Annotated in this window: 19 protein-coding genes; 16 read left to right on the plus strand and 3 right to left on the minus strand. The window is 43.2% G+C overall.

Annotated features, from left to right (window positions below; all coding sequences use genetic code 11):
* Positions 1–173: 173 nt before the first annotated feature.
* Positions 174–2,264: an elongation factor G gene (gene fusA, locus R7Q38_RS14990; RefSeq protein ID WP_005386444.1), complete on the plus strand. Its 2,091-nt coding sequence runs from the start codon at positions 174–176 to the stop codon at positions 2,262–2,264.
* A 96-nt stretch (positions 2,265–2,360) separates the two neighbouring features.
* On the opposite strand, the gene R7Q38_RS14995 is transcribed toward fusA, so the two are convergent.
* Positions 2,361–3,308: a LysR substrate-binding domain-containing protein gene (locus tag R7Q38_RS14995; protein WP_213871655.1), complete on the minus strand. Its 948-nt coding sequence runs from the start codon at positions 3,306–3,308 to the stop codon at positions 2,361–2,363.
* A gap of 106 nt (positions 3,309–3,414) precedes the next feature.
* Here R7Q38_RS14995 and R7Q38_RS15000 point away from each other — a divergent pair, with 106 nt between their 5' ends.
* Complete coding sequence (locus R7Q38_RS15000; protein WP_224721253.1) at positions 3,415–3,615, plus strand: DUF1127 domain-containing protein; 201 nt, start codon at positions 3,415–3,417, stop codon at positions 3,613–3,615.
* A 68-nt stretch (positions 3,616–3,683) separates the two neighbouring features.
* On the opposite strand, the gene R7Q38_RS15005 is transcribed toward R7Q38_RS15000, so the two are convergent.
* Together R7Q38_RS15005 and R7Q38_RS15010 are read right to left on the minus strand one after the other, a co-directional pair.
* Positions 3,684–5,375, minus strand: a complete 1,692-nt coding sequence (locus tag R7Q38_RS15005) for an AMP-binding protein (protein ID WP_031779037.1) — start codon at positions 5,373–5,375, stop codon at positions 3,684–3,686.
* A 148-nt stretch (positions 5,376–5,523) separates the two neighbouring features.
* Positions 5,524–6,249 (minus strand): helix-turn-helix domain-containing protein, encoded by a 726-nt coding sequence (locus R7Q38_RS15010; RefSeq protein WP_130545037.1) that lies wholly within the window; start codon positions 6,247–6,249, stop codon positions 5,524–5,526.
* Positions 6,250–6,585: 336 nt separating this feature from the next.
* Here R7Q38_RS15010 and R7Q38_RS15015 point away from each other — a divergent pair, with 336 nt between their 5' ends.
* The 14 genes from R7Q38_RS15015 (at position 6,586) to R7Q38_RS15080 (ending at position 19,069) form a co-directional block, all read left to right on the plus strand.
* Positions 6,586–6,759, plus strand: coding sequence for a Flp family type IVb pilin (locus R7Q38_RS15015; RefSeq protein ID WP_031781043.1), 174 nt, complete (start codon positions 6,586–6,588; stop codon positions 6,757–6,759).
* Positions 6,759–7,247: a prepilin peptidase gene (locus R7Q38_RS15020; RefSeq protein ID WP_031781044.1), complete on the plus strand. Its 489-nt coding sequence runs from the start codon at positions 6,759–6,761 to the stop codon at positions 7,245–7,247. Before R7Q38_RS15015 ends, R7Q38_RS15020 begins: the two co-directional genes overlap by 1 nt.
* A gap of 62 nt (positions 7,248–7,309) precedes the next feature.
* On the plus strand, positions 7,310–8,623 hold the full coding sequence (locus R7Q38_RS15025; protein WP_165401630.1) for an AAA family ATPase: 1,314 nt from the start codon (positions 7,310–7,312) through the stop codon (positions 8,621–8,623).
* Between the two features lie 13 nt (positions 8,624–8,636).
* Positions 8,637–9,392, plus strand: coding sequence for a Flp pilus assembly protein CpaB (gene cpaB / locus R7Q38_RS15030; RefSeq protein ID WP_005386448.1), 756 nt, complete (start codon positions 8,637–8,639; stop codon positions 9,390–9,392).
* A 7-nt stretch (positions 9,393–9,399) separates the two neighbouring features.
* On the plus strand, positions 9,400–10,863 hold the full coding sequence (locus tag R7Q38_RS15035) for a type II and III secretion system protein family protein (RefSeq protein ID WP_005386449.1): 1,464 nt from the start codon (positions 9,400–9,402) through the stop codon (positions 10,861–10,863).
* A 13-nt stretch (positions 10,864–10,876) separates the two neighbouring features.
* Positions 10,877–11,101, plus strand: coding sequence for a hypothetical protein (locus R7Q38_RS15040; RefSeq protein WP_031781045.1), 225 nt, complete (start codon positions 10,877–10,879; stop codon positions 11,099–11,101).
* Between the two features lie 25 nt (positions 11,102–11,126).
* Complete coding sequence (locus R7Q38_RS15045) at positions 11,127–12,446, plus strand: pilus assembly protein TadG-related protein (RefSeq protein WP_137282334.1); 1,320 nt, start codon at positions 11,127–11,129, stop codon at positions 12,444–12,446.
* A gap of 1 nt (position 12,447) precedes the next feature.
* On the plus strand, positions 12,448–12,912 hold the full coding sequence (locus tag R7Q38_RS15050) for a TadE/TadG family type IV pilus assembly protein (protein WP_031781046.1): 465 nt from the start codon (positions 12,448–12,450) through the stop codon (positions 12,910–12,912).
* Positions 12,909–13,442 (plus strand): TadE/TadG family type IV pilus assembly protein, encoded by a 534-nt coding sequence (locus R7Q38_RS15055; RefSeq protein ID WP_005386454.1) that lies wholly within the window; start codon positions 12,909–12,911, stop codon positions 13,440–13,442. The genes R7Q38_RS15050 and R7Q38_RS15055 overlap by 4 nt, the downstream gene beginning before the upstream one ends.
* 4 nt (positions 13,443–13,446) lie before the next feature.
* On the plus strand, positions 13,447–14,655 hold the full coding sequence (locus R7Q38_RS15060) for an AAA family ATPase (protein ID WP_005386455.1): 1,209 nt from the start codon (positions 13,447–13,449) through the stop codon (positions 14,653–14,655).
* Positions 14,656–14,667: 12 nt separating this feature from the next.
* A complete protein-coding gene (locus R7Q38_RS15065; RefSeq protein WP_005386456.1) occupies positions 14,668–16,113 on the plus strand; it encodes a CpaF family protein in 1,446 nt (481 codons plus the stop codon).
* Between the two features lie 9 nt (positions 16,114–16,122).
* Positions 16,123–17,091 carry a type II secretion system F family protein gene (locus R7Q38_RS15070; RefSeq protein WP_005386459.1) on the plus strand — a complete coding sequence of 323 codons (969 nt, stop codon included), beginning with the start codon at positions 16,123–16,125 and terminating at the stop codon, positions 17,089–17,091.
* A 2-nt stretch (positions 17,092–17,093) separates the two neighbouring features.
* Positions 17,094–18,035 (plus strand): type II secretion system F family protein, encoded by a 942-nt coding sequence (locus R7Q38_RS15075; RefSeq protein WP_005386462.1) that lies wholly within the window; start codon positions 17,094–17,096, stop codon positions 18,033–18,035.
* 20 nt (positions 18,036–18,055) lie between these two features.
* A complete protein-coding gene (locus R7Q38_RS15080) occupies positions 18,056–19,069 on the plus strand; it encodes a tetratricopeptide repeat protein (protein ID WP_005386465.1) in 1,014 nt (337 codons plus the stop codon).
* The last annotated feature ends 74 nt before the right edge of the window (positions 19,070–19,143 follow it).

Genomic DNA, 19,143 nt, shown 5'->3' on the forward strand with positions numbered 1-19,143 from the left:
CCGTCCTCAATAAAATGCGAATAAAGTACATAAATTGCTGTGTTTGACTATGCTTTGGGGACGGAAATTTCACGTTAAAATTTTTTTTCTTCCATCCGCACGCAAGGGTATCAGTATTGACAGAATGTGATATACTCTGCGCGCACTTTATACCTTATTAACAGAGTAAGACAATGACTGATTTATCAAAATACAGAAACATTGGTATTTTTGCTCACGTAGACGCGGGTAAAACTACCTCTACAGAGCGTATCCTAAAGCTAACTGGTAAGATCCATAAGATCGGTGACACTCACGACGGTTCAACTACTACTGACTTCATGGAGCAGGAAGCTGAGCGTGGTATCACAATCCAGTCTGCAGCAACAACTTGTTTCTGGAACGATCACCGTCTAAACATCATCGATACTCCTGGACACGTTGACTTCACTATCGAAGTTTACCGTTCTCTAAAAGTACTTGACGGTGGTATCGGTGTATTCTGTGGTTCTGGTGGTGTTGAGCCTCAGTCAGAAACTAACTGGCGTTACGCTGACGAATCACACGTATCACGTCTGATCTTCGTTAACAAACTAGACCGTATGGGCGCAGATTTCTACAAAGTTGTAGATCAAGTACAGAACGTACTAGGTGCTACACCTCTAGTTATGACTCTACCTATCGGTATCGAAGAAGATTTCGTAGGTGTTGTAGACGTACTAAGCCAACAAGCTTACGTATGGGATGAGTCTGGCCAACCAGAGAACTACGAAGTTCAAGATATTCCAGCAGACATGGTAGAAAAAGCTGCTGAATACCGTGAAATGCTAATCGAAACTGCTCTAGAGCAAGACGAAGATCTAATGATGGCTTACCTAGAAGAAGGCGAAGAGCCATCTCTAGAAGACATCAAACGTTGTATCCGTAAAGGTACTCGTGATCTAGCATTCTTCCCAACTTACTGTGGTTCAGCGTACAAGAACAAAGGTATCCAACTTATTCTTGACGCGGTAATTGATTACCTACCATCTCCAACAGAAGTTGATCCACAGCCTCTAACTGATTCAGAGACTGGTGAGCCAACTGGTGAAGTTGCGACTGTATCTGCAGACGAGCCACTACGTGCTCTTGCATTTAAGATCATGGATGACCGCTTCGGTGCTCTAACCTTTATCCGCATCTACTCTGGTAAGATGAAGAAAGGTGACACAATCCTTAACTCTGCAACTGGTAAAACAGAGCGTATCGGCCGTATGGTTGAGATGCACGCGGACGAGCGTAACGAGATCGATTCAGCACAAGCTGGTGACATCATCGCTGTAGTTGGTATGAAGAACGTTCAAACTGGTCACACTCTATGTGATCCTAAGCACGAATGTACTCTTGAGCCAATGATCTTCCCAGATCCAGTAATCTCTATCGCAGTTAAGCCTAAAGATAAAGGCGGTTCTGAGAAGATGGGTATCGCGATCGGTAAAATGGTTGCAGAAGATCCATCATTCCAAGTTGAGACTGATGAAGATTCAGGCGAAACTATCCTGAAAGGTATGGGTGAACTTCACCTAGACATCAAGGTAGATATCCTTAAGCGTACTTACGGCGTTGAGCTAGAAGTTGGTGCTCCACAGGTTGCTTACCGTGAAACTATCACTCAAGCAATCGAAGATAGCTACACGCACAAGAAACAGTCTGGTGGTTCTGGTCAGTTCGGTAAGATCGATTACCGTATCAAACCAGGTGAGCCAAACTCTGGCTTCACGTTCAAATCAACAGTTGTTGGTGGTAACGTACCTAAAGAATTCTGGCCTGCAGTTGAGAAAGGCTTTGCGTCAATGATGGAGCACGGTGTTCTAGCTGGCTTCCCTACTCTAGACGTTGAAGTTGAACTATTCGACGGTGGTTTCCACGCAGTTGACTCTTCAGCTATCGCTTACGAAATCGCAGCGAAAGGTGCATTCCGTCAGTCTATGCCTAAAGCTGGCGCGCAACTTCTTGAGCCAATCATGAAAGTTGACGTGTTCACTCCAGAAGATCACGTTGGTGACGTAATCGGTGACCTTAACCGTCGTCGTGGTATGATCAAAGACCAACAAGCAGCGTCTACTGGCGTACGTATCAAGGGTGATGTACCTCTATCAGAAATGTTTGGTTACATCGGTACTCTACGTACTATGACTTCTGGTCGTGGTCAGTTCTCTATGGAGTTCTCACACTACGCACCATGTCCAACAAACGTTGCAGAGCAAGTAATTGCTGACGTTAAAGAGCGTAACGCTAAGAAGTAATTCTTAAGTTAACTCTATAACTTGAAAGCCCCGCTTAGTGCGGGGCTTTTTGTATCTAGCAGTCTTATACGCAGAGCGTGTTTGTTTTGATGATTGTTATGATGCCGTTCTAGTACTGTTGCCTTTTAGGTCAATGGTCTTAAAGTCTGGTACCACTGACTTTTCAAATATTTCTATTTCTTCCTTCAACCATTGCGCAAACAATTGAGCTTTAGGTCTTTTTAAGTAGCCTTTTGGCGCACACAAGTAATACGCAAAGTTGGGCTTGATAGCGATATCTCCAATTCGGACCAATTTGCCAGAACGAAAATATTGATGAGCTAAACTGTGTTTTACCAATGCGACGCCTTGAAGTGATAGTGCAGCCTCAAGCACGAGATGTGATCCACTGTATTTTAAGGTAGGCTTTGCTGCGCTGTGACCCAAGGCTGCTAACCACATATTCCAATCAAGATCAGGCCAAACATCTTCAATCAGCTCAGCTTTGCTTAAATCCTCGATGTTATAGATCCCGTGCTCTTTCTGATACACCGGATGACAAGCAGGATAAAAAGCTTCGTCCATCAGCCATTGTGATTCTAAATTGGGATATTTTCCTAAACCGTAACGAACACATAAATCTATCTGGCTATCTTGAAAAGACACCAAATCATTGGTTGGTTCTAATAGCAAGGCGATATCAGGGTGACGCTGGCGAAAAGCCGTAATTTTCGGGACCAACCAATGATGAGCGAAAGAGGGGAGTGTTGATATCGAAAGGTGGTTCGGGTTTGGATCTTGATTGACTAATCTAACCCCTTGCTGCAAATGAGCAAACCCTCTTTCTGCCTGAGTAAACAGTAGCTCTCCCTCAGGTGTGAGCACGATTTTTCTGTGCTGACGAACAAATAGGTCCGTGCCTAAGAACTCTTCTAAATGACGAATTTGCTGACTAATGGCCGCTGGCGTAACAAACAGTTCTTTTGCTGCCGTTTTAAAGCTTCCTTCCTTTGCTGCAACGAAAAAGTAATACAAGCCCTGTAAGGGAGGCATTCGATCTTTCACATTAGTTTTCCTTAACTCTATGGCAGATTCTATCGTTTGAGGATATCAGCGTAGTCGCTGATTATTAAGTGGTCAACATTGTATAGGGATCTTTGAAATGGAAAACATGACACACACTTGTGAGCGTACTATACCTACTGCCCATCAGAGCGGGTTACAGTTAATTTATTCTAAACTGGCGGCTTGGAGAAGGAACTATAAGACACGTCGTCACTTGAGAGAGTTACCAAAGCACCTTTGGGACGATATTGGATTAGGTGAAAGGGAGATTAGTTGTGAAGTGAGTAAGCCATTCTGGAGAGAGTAGTCTATGAGTTTGATTCAAGCTCAAAGTTAAGTTGCACTCCCCAATGGTGTTGAGGAGTGCAAGCAAAATTACAAGTCTTCTTCCCACACGACCAATTCATCTTTTGGCCAATTGTGGCCTATCTCATGATACTTTTGTTCGAGCACATGACGTTTAATTTTAAGCGTTGGCGTCAGTACGCCATTTTCTATACTCCAAGGTTCTTTAATCATTAACACACCTTTGATTTGCTCATGAGAGGCGAGTTCTTGATTCATCCTGGCAATAACTTTACGTGTGGTACGTGCGTATCGCTCTCGATCAAAGTTAGGGAAGTCATGTGGCACAACCAAAAGAATCGGAGCGGGTAGCCCTAAACCGATGAGACACATCATCTCTACGCGACTGTACTCGAAAAGCTTTTTCTCGATAGGAACCGGAGAGACAAATTTACCTTTGGCGGTTTTGAAGTTATCTTTTTTACGGCCTTGAATCGTTAGATAACCATCTGAGTCGATAGCGCCGATATCGCCTGTGTGTAGCCAGCCCTCTGAATCAAAAGACTCTTGGGTGGCAATGTCATTTTTGTAGTAGCCAGAAAATAGCCCTTTGCCACGCACCATGATTTCATCATCAGCTGCGATTTTTAACTCAATGCCTGGCCCTGCATTACCGACACTACCGATTTTGTCAGCTCTAAATGGGTAGTTGAGCGTGCTGTAGGCAAATGATTCCGTCATCCCCCAAGCCTCTGTGATATCAAGGCCCACTGAGTGGTACCATTCCAACAGCGCTGGCGATACAGGTGCGGAGCCACAGCCTAATACTCGAGCCTGATCTAAACCTAGACCATCTGCTAGCTTTTTCTTGATCAAAGAATTGACGAATGGGATTTTCAACAGAATATTGAGCTTCTTCTGTGGAAGTTTGTCTTGAATACGTTGCTGGAATAGCGTCCATAATCGTGGGACGGAGATAAACAGAGTTGGTCGGTGCATCTTCACATCTTCGATAAAAGTGTCCAGTGATTCTGGAAATGCTGTTGGCACGCCACCCATAATCGATGAACCGAAGATATAAACACGCTCTGTAATATGAGCGAGCGGTAAATAAGAGAACAATCGGTCGTTTTCTTGGATACCAATATGATTGATAAGTTGCTGAACAGACCAACTGAATGCGCCGTAAGTTAGCATCGCGCCTTTCGGTAACCCTGATGTGCCTGAGGTATACACCAACGACATTAGCTTGTCATCGTAATGCTGCGGACGCTCTTCACTTGGCACTGCATCAGCAATGAGCGCTTGGTATTCGTGCTTACACTTAGGTGCCGTGTCATAAGGTAGAGCGATGCTAATGAGTTCAGGCATAGCATCAATGACTTGCTGAGTTGCTTTGGGATCATCGAGTTTTCCGCCAATGATCGCTTTACTTTCACTATGAGTCACACAGTATTCGATGGTGTCTGCACCGGCGGTAGGAAAGATTGGCACACTGACATAGTCACCAAGCATCATAGCAAGATCGCAAATAAACCATTCTGCACAGTTTTTAGATACTAACGCGACTTTGTCGCCAGGCTTTACACCAAGCGAGCGTAGTGCGCTGACAAGTTTTAAGGCTTGATCTGCAACATCAGAGAATGTGTACTCAACAAACTGTCGGTTAATAATTTGTTTTAGGTAGACCTCATTTGGACGCTCTTGAGCCCATTTGAGGATCATTTCATTTGGTGGTGGGAGAGCGCAACCAGCAGCGCTATTTAGATTCGGCTGATTCATTTTAAGTGACTCCATGTCTTCTCATTGTATTTATAATTGTTAGCGCATTGTTAACTTTAGCATGTTAAATCGCGACACGGGAATGCATTTTGATGAAATATGTGGGGAAGATAGCGTTAGTTGTTCTGACAGTTGCTACAAATAAAGCCTAAAACTGCTGTCGATAATTTGCTGGAGACAGACCTGTTTTTTTCTTAAAAATTCGAGAAAAGTAAGAAACGTCTCGATACCCGCACTGATAAGCAATGTAAGCAATTTTCATCGATTCATTTTCAATTAGCATTTTCTTAGCTAATGAAATGCGTTTCGCCGTGACATAATCACGAAAGCACATACCCACTTTACGGTGGAAAACTTTGGAAAAGTAGTTCGGCGAGTAATGACAAAGAGCGGCTGCTTCCTCTTCTCTTAGGTCCTTATGAACGTTATTGGCGATGTAATGGACTACGTCTGAAAAGTTTGACTTGCCGCTTCGAGAGAAAAGTTTATCTACCGAGATTTGTTCTTCGTCTACTTTACTATGCAAAAAGTATTTCAATTTTATTTGTGAAAGCCAGATAGGAAGAGTGAGCTCGTTCAACTTATAATATTCCGCACAAATATGCTTGGGCGGCAAGTGAGGAGCCGTATCTTTTGGAGATACGACGATTAGTTTTTTGTCGAGGTTTTTACAGAGCGTTATAACACCTTTCAAGTGCTCTTGATGATCACAGGTTATGTAGTAAAAGAAATAGCTATGTTCTTTATCACTGAGGACTGAGATATCTTTACTGCAGTCCATAATGTCAAAGCACCCATCAAACTCACAACGAAATTGTTCCGGCAGCGAGCAAAGGGTCTCTCCTATCCAGTAAGCTTTGGTCTGTTTATCCATATGAATCCTGCTCAGTACGTACTACACCAATGTTAGTATGCATTGAGGTCAGTCGAGCCTCATTCCTTGAGCTTCAGACCTCACCCTTTCGTTTATTAAGCTTAGGCTTATATAGTCATACTGCAAGTGTGAAATGTGTCACATAGCTTACAGTGATGTGTCTTATTTATGATACATTTCGTCTCTGAAGCGCAGACAGGCAAGAAAGTACTAACCTTTGGCAAAAAAGTCCTAACCCCCCTAATTCTTGATGACTAATGTTTAAGCATGATTCGGGTGTATATGATACCTGCGTCATGGACAAGCGAGATTTGGTTAAATAAAGGGGATAATCTTATGGATAACTTTCGTAATCTAATCAAGGACTTCATGGAAGACGAAGAGGGGCTAACACTTTTGGAGTATATCCTAGGTGCGGCACTAATTGTTACTGCATTCTTGACTTCAGGCTTCTGGACAACCTTGTCTAACAAGTTCACTTCAGTAGCTGGTCGTATTAGCTCTTCGTAATGGTTAGCGAGTTAATTATTTGGTCATTACTTATTGCGATTGGAGTTTCAGACGCACAGAAACACAGAATACCGAATAAAGCGGTGCTTATGCTTTTGGTTGCAGTAACTGCAAACGTAATTTACAACCCAGCCACAACTGGTTTGGATCATTTATATGGTGGGTTGGTTGCGTTTGCGGTGTGTTTCGCGCTGTATCTTTTCAAAGTAATGGCTGGAGGAGACGTTAAGTTACTCGCCGTCATAGGGGCATGGTTGGGATTGAGTAACCTTGGGGAAGCGTCTACCGGGATAATACTCGCTGGAGGCATTGTCGGCATTTTTTATCTAATGCTACATGTGTCATCGACTAGTGTTGCTCTATCACATCAGATTAAAGGGTATTGCTTAGAAAAAGTAACACCAGGTTTTAGGTCCAGTAAGCCGTTGGTCATTCCATTCGCGCCGATAATCGTAATTGGATTAGCTTATTTTTCCTATACCCACTAAATAAAAATAATAAATGGCATGCAGCATCAGTTGGCTAAGCAACTTCAAGGAGGGGAAGTGTGATGGGCTCTGTGTATTGGGAAAAACTCGTGCCACAAATAAATCCACCAAAAGTACCTTCATCGGTAGAAGGTCTTGGCATACCTGCTTCAGTCGTTGAAAACTTAGTGTTGAAACACCTGTCAGCTTATCCGAAATGTGATTTGATCGAGTTAACACAGCGGTTATGTGTGGTTTCAAATATTGTTGAACTTGCTTTGGCGCAGTTGAGGAAACGAAGCTGGGTTGAGGTATATCAGCCTACATCTGAGAAGCTAAACCATTCGTACTCGAACATTCGTTATAGTCTAACGGAGTTAGGACTTGCGGAAGCAGACATTGCATATAGAAAAGATCCGTATATCGGTCCTGTTCCAGTTTCTTTGGAAGAGTATTGGACCGTTGTTGAAGGACAAGATCTACGCAAAAACCCTGTTACCCGTATCGATGTAGAGCGTGCATTATCTGATGTTTTTGGCTCGGATCACTTAGTTCCTGTTCTCGGACCTGCTATCAACTCTGGACGAGCTTTGTTGCTTTACGGCCACGCGGGTACTGGTAAAAGTTACGTTGCATCAAGAGTGCTCAATGCAATGAACACTTCGGTGTTTATTCCTTACGCCGTATATGCCGATGGCAACATCATCAAAGTGTTCTCAGAGCATCATCACCGTCGTTTAGACAACTCCCATTCTCAGGTTTTCGTTAAGTTGGAAACCCATTACGACAAACGCTGGGTTCTTTGTGAAAGACCAAACATTCAAGTGGGCGGTGAGCTGACATTGGAGATGCTTGAGGTAAACCACAGCGAGCATAATCGTGTATGGATTGCGCCACTTCAAATGATGGCTAACAACGGAATCTTAGTGATTGATGATCTCGGTCGTCAGTCAATGCCTGTTGATGCCTTGCTAAATAGATGGATCGTTCCGATGGAATACTTATTTGACCATCTGGCGCTGCCAAATGGTCAACAAGTAACGGTGCCATTTATGCTTACTTTGGCATTCTCATCCAATTTTGCACCAAGCAAAATTGCTGACCCTGCTTTTTTACGCCGTCTGGGGTACAAAATTGAGTTTAAGCCACTTGGTGATGATGACTATAAAGCGCTTTGGTTATCGCTGTCCAAAGACTTGCAACTCGCGTTGTCGCCTGAATTCTTTGACACATTAAATCAATTGCACCGTGAAAATAAAATGCCTAATTATCCATGCTTACCTAAAGATCTTTTGGGCATTAGCAGAGACGTTCTCGTTTTTGAAGGAAAACGAAAAGTCGTCTCATCAGACATTTTAACTCGTGCCTGGGGACTGTATTTCACAGTGGATGAATAGGGAGATCTAAATTATGAGTCGGACTCAAGTCATCATGCTATTGCTACTCTCCATTGTTTTCGGCCTTGCTGCCGTGTTGATAGCTAAACAATGGATGGATGGCAGAAACCAACCAACAGTCGAGTTAGAAGAGGTCGAAAGGCATCCCGTTTTAGTTGCCGCCATGGAGCTAGAACCAGGAACTATTCTCTCTGAGAAACATTTGTCTACTAAGCTCATGGAAGTGGACTGGATAGATGATGAAACATTGAAAGTAAAAGAACAGGCATTGGGAAGAATCGTTGCCAATACTATTTACGCGGGTGAACTTGTTAACCCTCATCGCCTTGCCCTACCTGGTGAAGGCGCAACACTTGCTGCGTTAATTCCAGAAAACAAGCGAGCAATCACTATTCGCGTAAATGACGTTATCGGTGTGGCAGGTTTTTTGTTACCAGGCAACAAGGTCGATGTCCTGAATACAGTGAGTTATGGACAAGGTAAAAACGCCACAACAAAAACAGTGCTTAAAAATATCAATGTTCTTGCGGTGGACCAAACAGCCAAAACGAATGATAACAAACCCGTGATTGTACGCGCTGTGACTTTAGAAGTAACACCGAAAGAGGCAGAAAAGCTCTTATCGGCGAACAGCAAAGGCGATATACAGCTTGCTCTGCGCAACCCTCATGAAGTGGATAAACCTGTTGTAGCAAGAAAATACACGCCACGACCTAGTGTGACCATTATTAAGGGATCTCAGGCATCCAGTGTCCGAGTCAGCAATTAGGTGAATTATGAAAACAATAATATTACTTGTTAGCCAGTTACTTTTCGTCAGCTTGTCTGTTAACGCAGCTACGGCGCAGTCAGGAAAAGTCGTAACCGTTGCACATCACCAATCAACTCAATTGATGATATCAGGCCAAGCAAAGAAAGTGACGTTAGGGGATCCAGAAGTCTTGGATATTTTAGTGCTCAGATCGAACGAGCTGTTTCTTATTGGTAAGAAGTTAGGTACCACGAATGTGTCGGTGTGGGATCGCCGAGGCCGGTTAATTGAGCAGTTTAACGTGGAAGTCACGCATGATCTAAATACGCTTAAGTCGAAGCTTTATCAGTTCTTGCCGGATGAAAATATCGAAGTGCACAGTGCGCAAGAAAAAGTGGTACTTAGAGGCTTGGTCAGCAGTCAGCAAAACATGGACACTGCGGTCAAAATTGCTGAAACCTTTGCTTTGGGTGAAGCGGCAGATGAAGAAGATGATAGCTCTAAAGATGATGAAAGTATGGTCATCAATCTACTTTCTATTGGTGGTGCTCAACAGGTAACGCTAGAAGTTACCGTTGCCGAAGTACAGCGCACACTTGTAAGACGCTTCGACTCAAACTTCCACTTTTTCCAAAGAAGTGGGGACTTTACTTGGGGTGGTACGACTGCTGGTGGCGGTATTGATGGCATTGGACCGATTTTGAACGTCCCAACAGTCGAAGATTTCGGTTTTCTCGGATCGTTTATTGACAGTAATACCTTGTTTACCTTTGCGCTTGATGTGGCGAAGCAAAATGGCGTAGCGAAAGTGCTGGCAGAGCCTAGCCTTACCGCATTAAGTGGTACGCAAGCCGAGTTTGTCGCTGGTGGTGAATTCCCAATTCCAGTACCAAATGAAGATGGTATTACCATCGACTACAAAGAGTACGGTGTTCAACTCGACTTTGTTCCGTTTATTTTGAGCGATAAGAGAATCAATCTCAAACTGAACGTCAATGTGAGTGAAATTTCCAATTCTGGTGTGTTGACGTTTAATCCAAACGAAGTGAATGCCACTTTCTTTATTCCACCAATCACAAAACGAAGTGCTGGTACAACGATTGAGCTAGCAGATGGTCAAACCATTGGTATTGCGGGGCTATTGAGTGAAAACGCGCGTAACGTTGCGAATGGTATACCTGGTGCGAGTGATCTACCTGTGTTAGGCCGCTTGTTTAAGAGTGAAGAATTTACCTCTGGGGAAACAGAACTAGTCATTCTGGTTACTCCTCGATTAGCAACCCCAATTGATCGACGTCGAATCACGCTACCAACAGATGGTTTTGTTGCTCCAAACGATGTGGAGTTCTATTTGCTTGGTAAAGGTGCTGAGTTGGATTTCGATAGGTACCAGCTAAACGACATCAGTGAAGAAGATACTAACAACAATTTTATTCAATACGGTTCGTCAGAAGGTGGCTCTGAGGGCAAGTTTGGGCACAGTCTATAAGTGGGAGAACAAGATGAAAAGCATAATGATAATGACCATTTGTTTCACATCATTCGGCTTGTTTGGCTGTGCGAATGACCCCGAGCTTGGTATCTCGGTTAGCCAGCTGCGCGCTGAACAAACTCTGAATCCAGAAGCCTGGTATGAGAATTTGGGCTACTTACCGGAAGGTAGTGGTGAGCGCACACAAGTTAGCTTAGAGGTATATAACAACAATGGGGTAGCCAAAGATGATTAAGTGATATGTTCACTTAGGAGGGGCTATGCGAAGGAATATGCATATAGCGCCAAGGAGAGCTCAGAAAGGGATTACCTTGGTATTAATTAGTTTAGTTTTATTATTTTTACTTGGTGTTGCAGCCTTTGGTATTGATTTGAATCACCAAGTACTCAATAAAACAAGACTACAAAACGCGGTCGACTCCGCTGCATTAGCGGCTGCGGTTGTCGTCGATGAAAGGACCGACGCGGCAGATTTGGCTGAGCGGCTTAGTTTAGCGACGCAGGCGGCGAATGATGCTCTGACTCATTCTGCTGCGTCTGATGGTAACCAAGAATTAGTTTACACGGGGGAAAACATAGATGTAACTTTCTCAAATTCGAACGCTAAAGGCTCATTTGTTGAAGCTGGAGAGTTCTCTTTGGGCAGTGACAGCGACATCTATGTTCGTGTTGCCGTTAGTAATGTTCTGTTGACACAGTATTTAAGTGGCATGTTTGGGCTCGACAAAGGGGTGTCAGCGAGTGCTGTTGCAGGACCAAGTGCGCCAAGCATTACTACATGTAACGTGTCGCCTATTGCTATGTGTGGCGATGTAGGCTCAGCTGATCTGGCGTGGGGATACATTCCTTCTTCAAACCCAAACTACAATGGTGCACAAGATCGAGATGCTGACACTATTCATGTATTGAAACCATCAGGGCACACGGATGGTGGCATTGGTTCGGGTAACTATCACCTTTTAGACTTTGGTTCCGGTAAAAATACAGTAAGAGAAATGCTGGCAGGGGATACTGAGGAGTGCATAACAGTCGGTGATTTAGTCACAACAGAGACTGGTAAAGGTACGGGACCAGTAGCGCAAGGTCTAAATACGAGATTTGATGGGGGTAAGCCAGATGAAGGCATTACTTCAGATAAGTACATCGAAGAGTCCAACGTAACATACGACAATTACCAACAACAATATCAGGATGCGGAAGATCCGGCCGTTGATAACGATGCGTTTTATTATGCCGATTATGTCGAAGGGTTAGCCGCTTGTACGGGGGGGCCTGGCGCGTGCAAGTCGCAATATTACCGAGCGGATGGGAAAACCGATCGAAGGGTATTACGAGTGCCGATCGTTCGTTGTGATGAAGCTCCAAAAAAAGGCGGCAAGATGGATTTAGAAGTACTGGGCCTAGGATGCTTTTTTGTTACTCAGGAAGTGCAAAACAAGGGGAATGAATCGGAAATATTCGGTCAGTTTCTAGAGGATTGTACGGTAAAAAATGCGTCGTCTGGGGTAGATCCGGATGAAGATGGAGTTGGGCCATACAAAATCGTTCTATACAAAGACCCGTCAAGTGGAGGGTCTTAATATGATGTACTCCAATAGAAAGCATCAGATGAAAAAGATGGCTAACCAGAAAGGACTGGCAATTATAGAGTTTATTCTTGCATTGCCAGTGCTACTGATGCTGACCGTATTAGTTATCGACGTGAGCCGAGCTTTTATTCAATACACAGAGGTCAACAAAGCGTTGCAAAATGGCGCACGGTATGCCGTGGTTGATACTTATGGCACGTTAGATTTTGAAGGTATAGCTGAAGAATCTGATATTAAAAATGTGGTGATCTATGGCACGCCGAGTGGCGTTGGTACGCCGGTAATCGACTATATTGAAGCTGCTGACATTATTGTGACTCAACCAACGGACACCAATAAGGTTGTCACCATATCGGCTACTTATAATTATGAGCCTATTTTCTCAACCTTACCTTTTACCGGAACCTCTTTGGCTTTCAGTATTGGCTCTTCTGCGTCAATGAGGACTAGCCCATGAAACAATGGATAAGGAAACAGAAAGGACTGACCCAAGTTGAGTTTTCGTTAATTGCACTTGCGGTAATGTTAGTACTGTTCATGATTATTGAGTTTGCAATCTACTTTTATTCAGTGCAAATGGTCAACGAAATTACCAGGCGAGCGGCACGACTTGCCACGGTTTGTTTTATTTCTGAACGTGATGAAATACCTAATCATCAAGCTTTGGAGAGTCTATATCCTTCAGGTTTTACCGCTAATAATTTACAAATCGAATATTTAGACGATACAGGTGCAACTGTTGATGTGTCGGATTTTTTGAGTACTCCACCTGCAGCATCTACAGTGTTAGATGCTCAGTTTTCAAAAATAAAATATGTTCAAGCAAGAGCAGTTGATTATGAATTTAAGTTTTTTGTGTTAGCTGCGCTTATTAGTGCAGTAGGAAAAACGCCTGCTTTTGAAACTGTATTGCCGGCAGAAAGCTTAGGTGTATTAAAGCCTGAAGCTGATAACCCAGCTGTTTATTCGGATTGTTCCGCGGAGTAGCTTTATGTTGAAACCAGTCAAAATGGATAATGAAACACATAAAAGTTTAAAAACTAACTTGATTATTTGGATAGTTTATTCTACATCAAATTTTAAAATTCACATTGCTGATGAACTATCAAGGTGTGTAAATCTAAATATTGATTGGATAGAGCTAGATACCTTTAACTTGGACTTTGTGAAAAATAAGCAAGTTCCTGATCTCATTTATATTGAAACCGGTGAAAGCTGGGCTCAGAAAGTGGCTCATGTTTATTCTAGTGACAGCAGTTTACAGCATAATCATACTGCTTTGATTGTATTTGGCGACGAGAACGATACTGCATCCCTTAAAATGGCATTAAGGCTTGGGGCAACAGATTATTTGTCTCGTTCGGTTGATTTTGGCGAGCTATATCCTTTATTAAAATCTACCGCGGATGAAAAGATTGCCAATAAGAAAATGGGCGATCTAACATTGTTTATTAATACAAAAGGTGGCTCTGGAGCAACCACTTTGGCTATTAATACAGCAATAGAATTATCAAGCTATGCTAAGAGTAAAGTGTTGCTCGTTGACTTGGATATGCAGTTTAGTGATGCCGCTGATTATTTAAACTGTAAGCCTAAATACAATATTAATGATGTGATTGATTCTGTTAATGATTTAGATGAATTATCACTAGAAGGATTAGTCTACCAGCATCCTTCAGGTTTGAATTATTTGTGTTTTAACCAAAATGATCCAAAAGGTAATTACAAGCATGCGGTTCAAGTTAGTAAATTATTACCTATTTTGAGGCAGTTTTACTCACATATTATTGTGGATTTATCTCATGGCGTTGAGCACGTTTATCAACAAATTGTTTCTCCGGCAACACATGTTTTTTTGATTCTGCAACAGAATGTTACCTCGGTGAAGCATGCTGTTAGTTATATACGTTCTTTAGAATTAGACTATGGTTTAAGTAGTCATCAGGTTGAACTAATTGTTAATCGTTTTGAAAAGAAATCGACAATATCGTTGAAAGACATTGAAAATGCGGTTAGTGGACATGCAATACACTTAGTACCTAATAACTTTGCTATTGCTATCGAGAGCGCTAATTTGGGCAACCCAATTGTTCAATCTAAGAAAAATAGTGCGCTGAAAGCGTCTTTGGCTGAAATATCGCACTTATTAGAAAGTCCGACCAAAGAGAATCAAAGTTGGATAAAAAAACTATTTTCTTAGTAAGGGGGAGTTATGTTTTTCAAACGGAAAGGCGTCGGGAGTTCTTTCAATTCCGTAGATGAAACAAAAGAATCCAAAGTTGTGAATGTCGAGTTGGCAAAATCTGATGAAGACTCGTCAGATGAGCAAAAGTCTTTGTCGCCGGTAGAAGCCAAGATGAAAGCGATCGAGGAGCAGAAAAAGCAATTAGAACAAGATCTCTCGATAAAACACTACTACCACAAGAAACTACTGGATACCTTGGATCTCGGGCTTCTATCGCACTTGCAAGAAGATCGCGCGAAAGAGGAGTTGCGCGAAGCGGTTGTTCAGCTCATTGCGGAAGATCAAACACACCCATTGAGTTCAGAAGCGCGAAACCGCGTAATACATCAAATTGAAGATGAAGTGTTCGGCCTAGGGCCTCTTGAGCCACTTCTTGAAGATCAAACAATCTCAGATATCTTAGTAAATGGCCCGAAAAATATTTTCGTCGAACGTTTTGGTAAGTTGGAGAAAACACCGCACACCTTTTTAGACGAACGCCATTTGCGCAATATTATCGACCGTATTGTAAGCCAAGTGGGTCGAAGGATCGATGAGGCTTCACCCATGGTGGATGCTCGACTCAAAGATGGCTCACGTTTTAATGCGATTATACCTCCTCTTGCTATTGATGGGCCTTCAGTTTCTATTCGACGTTTTGCTGTTGAACGTTTGAATATGGATAACCTATTAGAACTTGGATCGTTGTCTCCTGAAATGGCGAAGTTTCTTAATGCGGCGGTTGTGGGGGAAATGAATATCCTGATTTCTGGAGGTACAGGTTCTGGTAAAACAACCACGCTAAATATTTTGTCGAGCTTTATTCCTAGCGACCAACGCATTGTAACCATTGAGGACTCAGCAGAGTTACAACTCCAACAGCCACATATTATCCGTTTGGAAACACGTCCTTCCAATATCGAGGGTAAGGGTGAAATTTCTCAGCGTGATTTAGTAAAAAACTCACTACGTATGCGTCCCGATCGGATAGTTGTTGGTGAGGTTCGTGGCTCAGAAGCGGTGGATATGCTATCCGCAATGAACACGGGTCATGATGGGTCTTTGGCTACTATCCACGCGAATACACCAAGAGATGCGTTGAGCCGGATTGAGAATATGTTCTCGATGGCAGGGTGGAATGTGTCGACAAAAAACTTGAGAGCGCAGATCGCGTCGGCCATCAATATTGTTGTGCAAATGGATCGTCAGGAAGACGGTAAACGTCGCATGGTTAGCGTACAAGAAATCAATGGCATGGAAGGTGACGTTATTACCATGTCGGAGATCTTCACCTTCCAAAGAAGAGGGGTCGATCAAGAAGGCAATGTGTTAGGTGATTACATGGCTACAGGGATTGTACCAAGCTGCCATGACCAATTAGTAAAACGAGGCTTAGACGTACCATTTGAAATATTCAATGAAAAAGCCCGTTAGGAGATTGCTATGGATAGTCAATTCCCCCTTTTTCTTGTACTGCTGTTTTTGTCCGTATTCTTTATTAGCCAAGCGTTAATTCTGCCTTCTGCGGGTAAAAAGGTTAAGCATAAGCAATTAATCAAGCGGATACACGAAAGCCATAAACATATTGATCAAGAGAGTATTTCTTTATTAAGGGAAAACTCGCTCAAGAATCTATCGCCATTAGAGCGATGGCTTGTGAGGTTTAGCCTGTTCGATAGCTTTAAGAAGAAGTTGGAACTGGCTGGGATACACATGGGGTTCAGTCGGTTTATTTTCCTCACATTCCTCGGAGGGACTGCGGTTGGTCTATTTCTGTTCTTGTTCGGGCAAGTTTGGTACCTCTGTGCTGGCGTTGCGTTTGCTTGCTGGGTGTCTGTTTACTTCTACATACAGAAAAGGATTGCTGATCGTTTAATGAAATTTGAAGAGCAACTGCCAGAGGCTCTCGATATCATCAAGCGAGTTTTGCAGGCAGGGCAGCCAATTACGCAGGGGTTTGGAGAAGTAGGCAGAGAGGTTAGTGCACCGCTTGGTCCTGAGTTCATGAATACCTTTAACTTACTCAACTATGGTTATGACCTCCGCTTGGCGATTATGCAAATGTCGGAGAGAACTCCTACCGTATCTATGCTTGCTTTCTCCAGTGCTGTGTTACTGCAAAAGGAAACGGGTGGTAACTTAGTCGAAAACATTGAGAAGCTCTCCCATATCCTACGTGCTCGTTTCAAACTCGCTCGAAAAATAAAAACCATTTCGGCGGAATCTCGAATGTCGGCATGGGTATTAGTATTAGCGCCTTTTGGTTTGTACGTCATCATTTCCCTTGTTCGACCTGAGTATATTGAGTTACTCCACACGCATCCAATGGGGATCAAAATGGTCATTGGTGGGATGGTAGCGTTGTTTATCGGCACGCTTTGGATTCGTAAAATCGTCAATATTGAGGTGTAGCCATGGAAAGTATTCAAGGATGGTTAAACGATTTTGCTGTCGGCCAAGAAACACTGCTTATGGGGTTGATCCTCATCACTACAGTGTTGGTTGTGATGACGTTAGGCTCGATAATTATCGGGGTTAACTCGCCAATTAAACGAAAGTTAGCCGAATTGTCTGGTGATAAGAAAGAAGTCTCTCATCACAACAAGAAAATGTCAGACACCTTGGAGTCGTTAGCGCCTTTAACTTCCCCAACCAGTGAAAAAGAGCGTCAAACGACACGCAATAAACTGATGCATGCTGGGTTTCATGAAAGCAATGCATTATCGATGTTTTATGCCATTAAATCGGTCACGACAATCTTAGGTGTGATGGTGGCGGCACTGGTGTATTTCTCGGTTCCGGAATCTAAATACCTGTACACGTATATGGCGTTATCCGTATTTATTGGGCTTTTATTTCCTGATTTTATTTTGCGTCGAATGGTGAACAAGCGTCAGCAAGCGATTCGTGCAGGTGTGCCCGACATGCTTGATTTGCTGGTGGTTTGTACCGAATCAGGGCTTGGCTTTAATGCAGCGTTGCGTCGGGTTGCTGATGAACTGGTTATCTCTCACCCAGAGCTTGCTGATGAAATCGATACGGTGTGCAACAAAATTAAAGCGGGCAAACCAATGCCAGAAGCGCTGAGGGAGCTAGTATTAAGGACAGGGTTAGAAGAATTAATGGGGCTGGTAAGTATGCTTAGCCATGCCTCTCGAATAGGGGGGAGTTTAGTCAACTCCTTGCGTGAATATACCGAAGACTACAGGGATAAGCGTCAACAAGCAGCAGAAGAAATTGCTGCAAAAATCCCAGTCAAAATGATGTTTCCAATGGTGCTATTTATTTGGCCTTGCTTTTTTATAGTGGCTATCGGACCTGCGTTAATTTCATTGGCTGAGGCATTTTCTAATTAAAAAGCAAAATAGGGATCGTTATGTGGATTAAGAAATACGTCATCATCTCGTTGTTGGTGCTTACCGCATGTTCAACAACTGAACAGTCATCAGATTTCGATTCAACGCTGTACTCAGGTAAGCCCGTTGAGTCTCTCACTAATGATGAACCACCCAAAACAGAGGAAGAGGCAATCTCACGAGGGGATATTGCATTAAGCAACAAAAATGTCGACTTAGCCTTGTATGAATATATTCGCTCGCTCTCTTTCCCGAATGCGGTCCATAAAGATAAAACCTTGTACACCGTGGGGCGCATCCATTTAGCTAGGGAGAATTCAGAACTCGCCGATAAATCATTTCGAGCATCTTTGGCTGAGAACCCCGATCATATTGGCTCCCTGACTGAGCTTGGTACTTTATACACGAAGCGTGGAGAAAAGGACGTTGGGAAAAGCTACTACATACGCGCTTTGAATGCTGACCAAATTCGCATGGATGGCGATCCTACCATCACTAAAGACAACATTACTGCAGAGAGCGTTGCAACATATCGCTATGATGATAAATCACCAGTCTCTGCTTACTCCGGTCTAGGTGTGCTTTACGACATTCGTGGCGACCACGATATTGCGCAGGCGTTAATTCGAAAAGCGTTGGATATTGACTCAAGAAACGTAAACGCTTTGGTCAGCCTTGGCTACTCCTACTACATGGAAAAAGCTTACTCAAAAGCGGCGCACTTTACTCAAGCCGCACTAAGTATCAAGCCAGGAGATGAGAGAGGAATCAATAATTTAGGTCTCATTGCTTTAGCTAAAGATCAGCCACGACAAGCTCTGAGTATTTTTAGTCGACACATGACAGAGCCGGAAGCACTCAATAATGTTGGTTACTTCTTGATCCTTCAAGGCAAACCAGGCGAGGCGATTCCTTATCTACAACAGGCTATTGATAAGAACCCTGCCTACTATGAACTGGCAAATAAAAACCTAGAACGAGCATTGGCAATGGTGAGAGAGCGAGGGGATACCTCTACCGCGCTTCTCCAATAAATTTGAAGACCCTTTTAAAAGAAAGCCACTCTGCAAGATAGAGTGGCTTTTTCATTTACCGGGAGTAGTCCGTT

The sequence above is a fragment of the Vibrio sp. Vb0598 genome (genome assembly GCF_033338935.1).
Taxonomy (GTDB): Bacteria; Pseudomonadota; Gammaproteobacteria; order Enterobacterales; family Vibrionaceae; genus Vibrio; species Vibrio alginolyticus.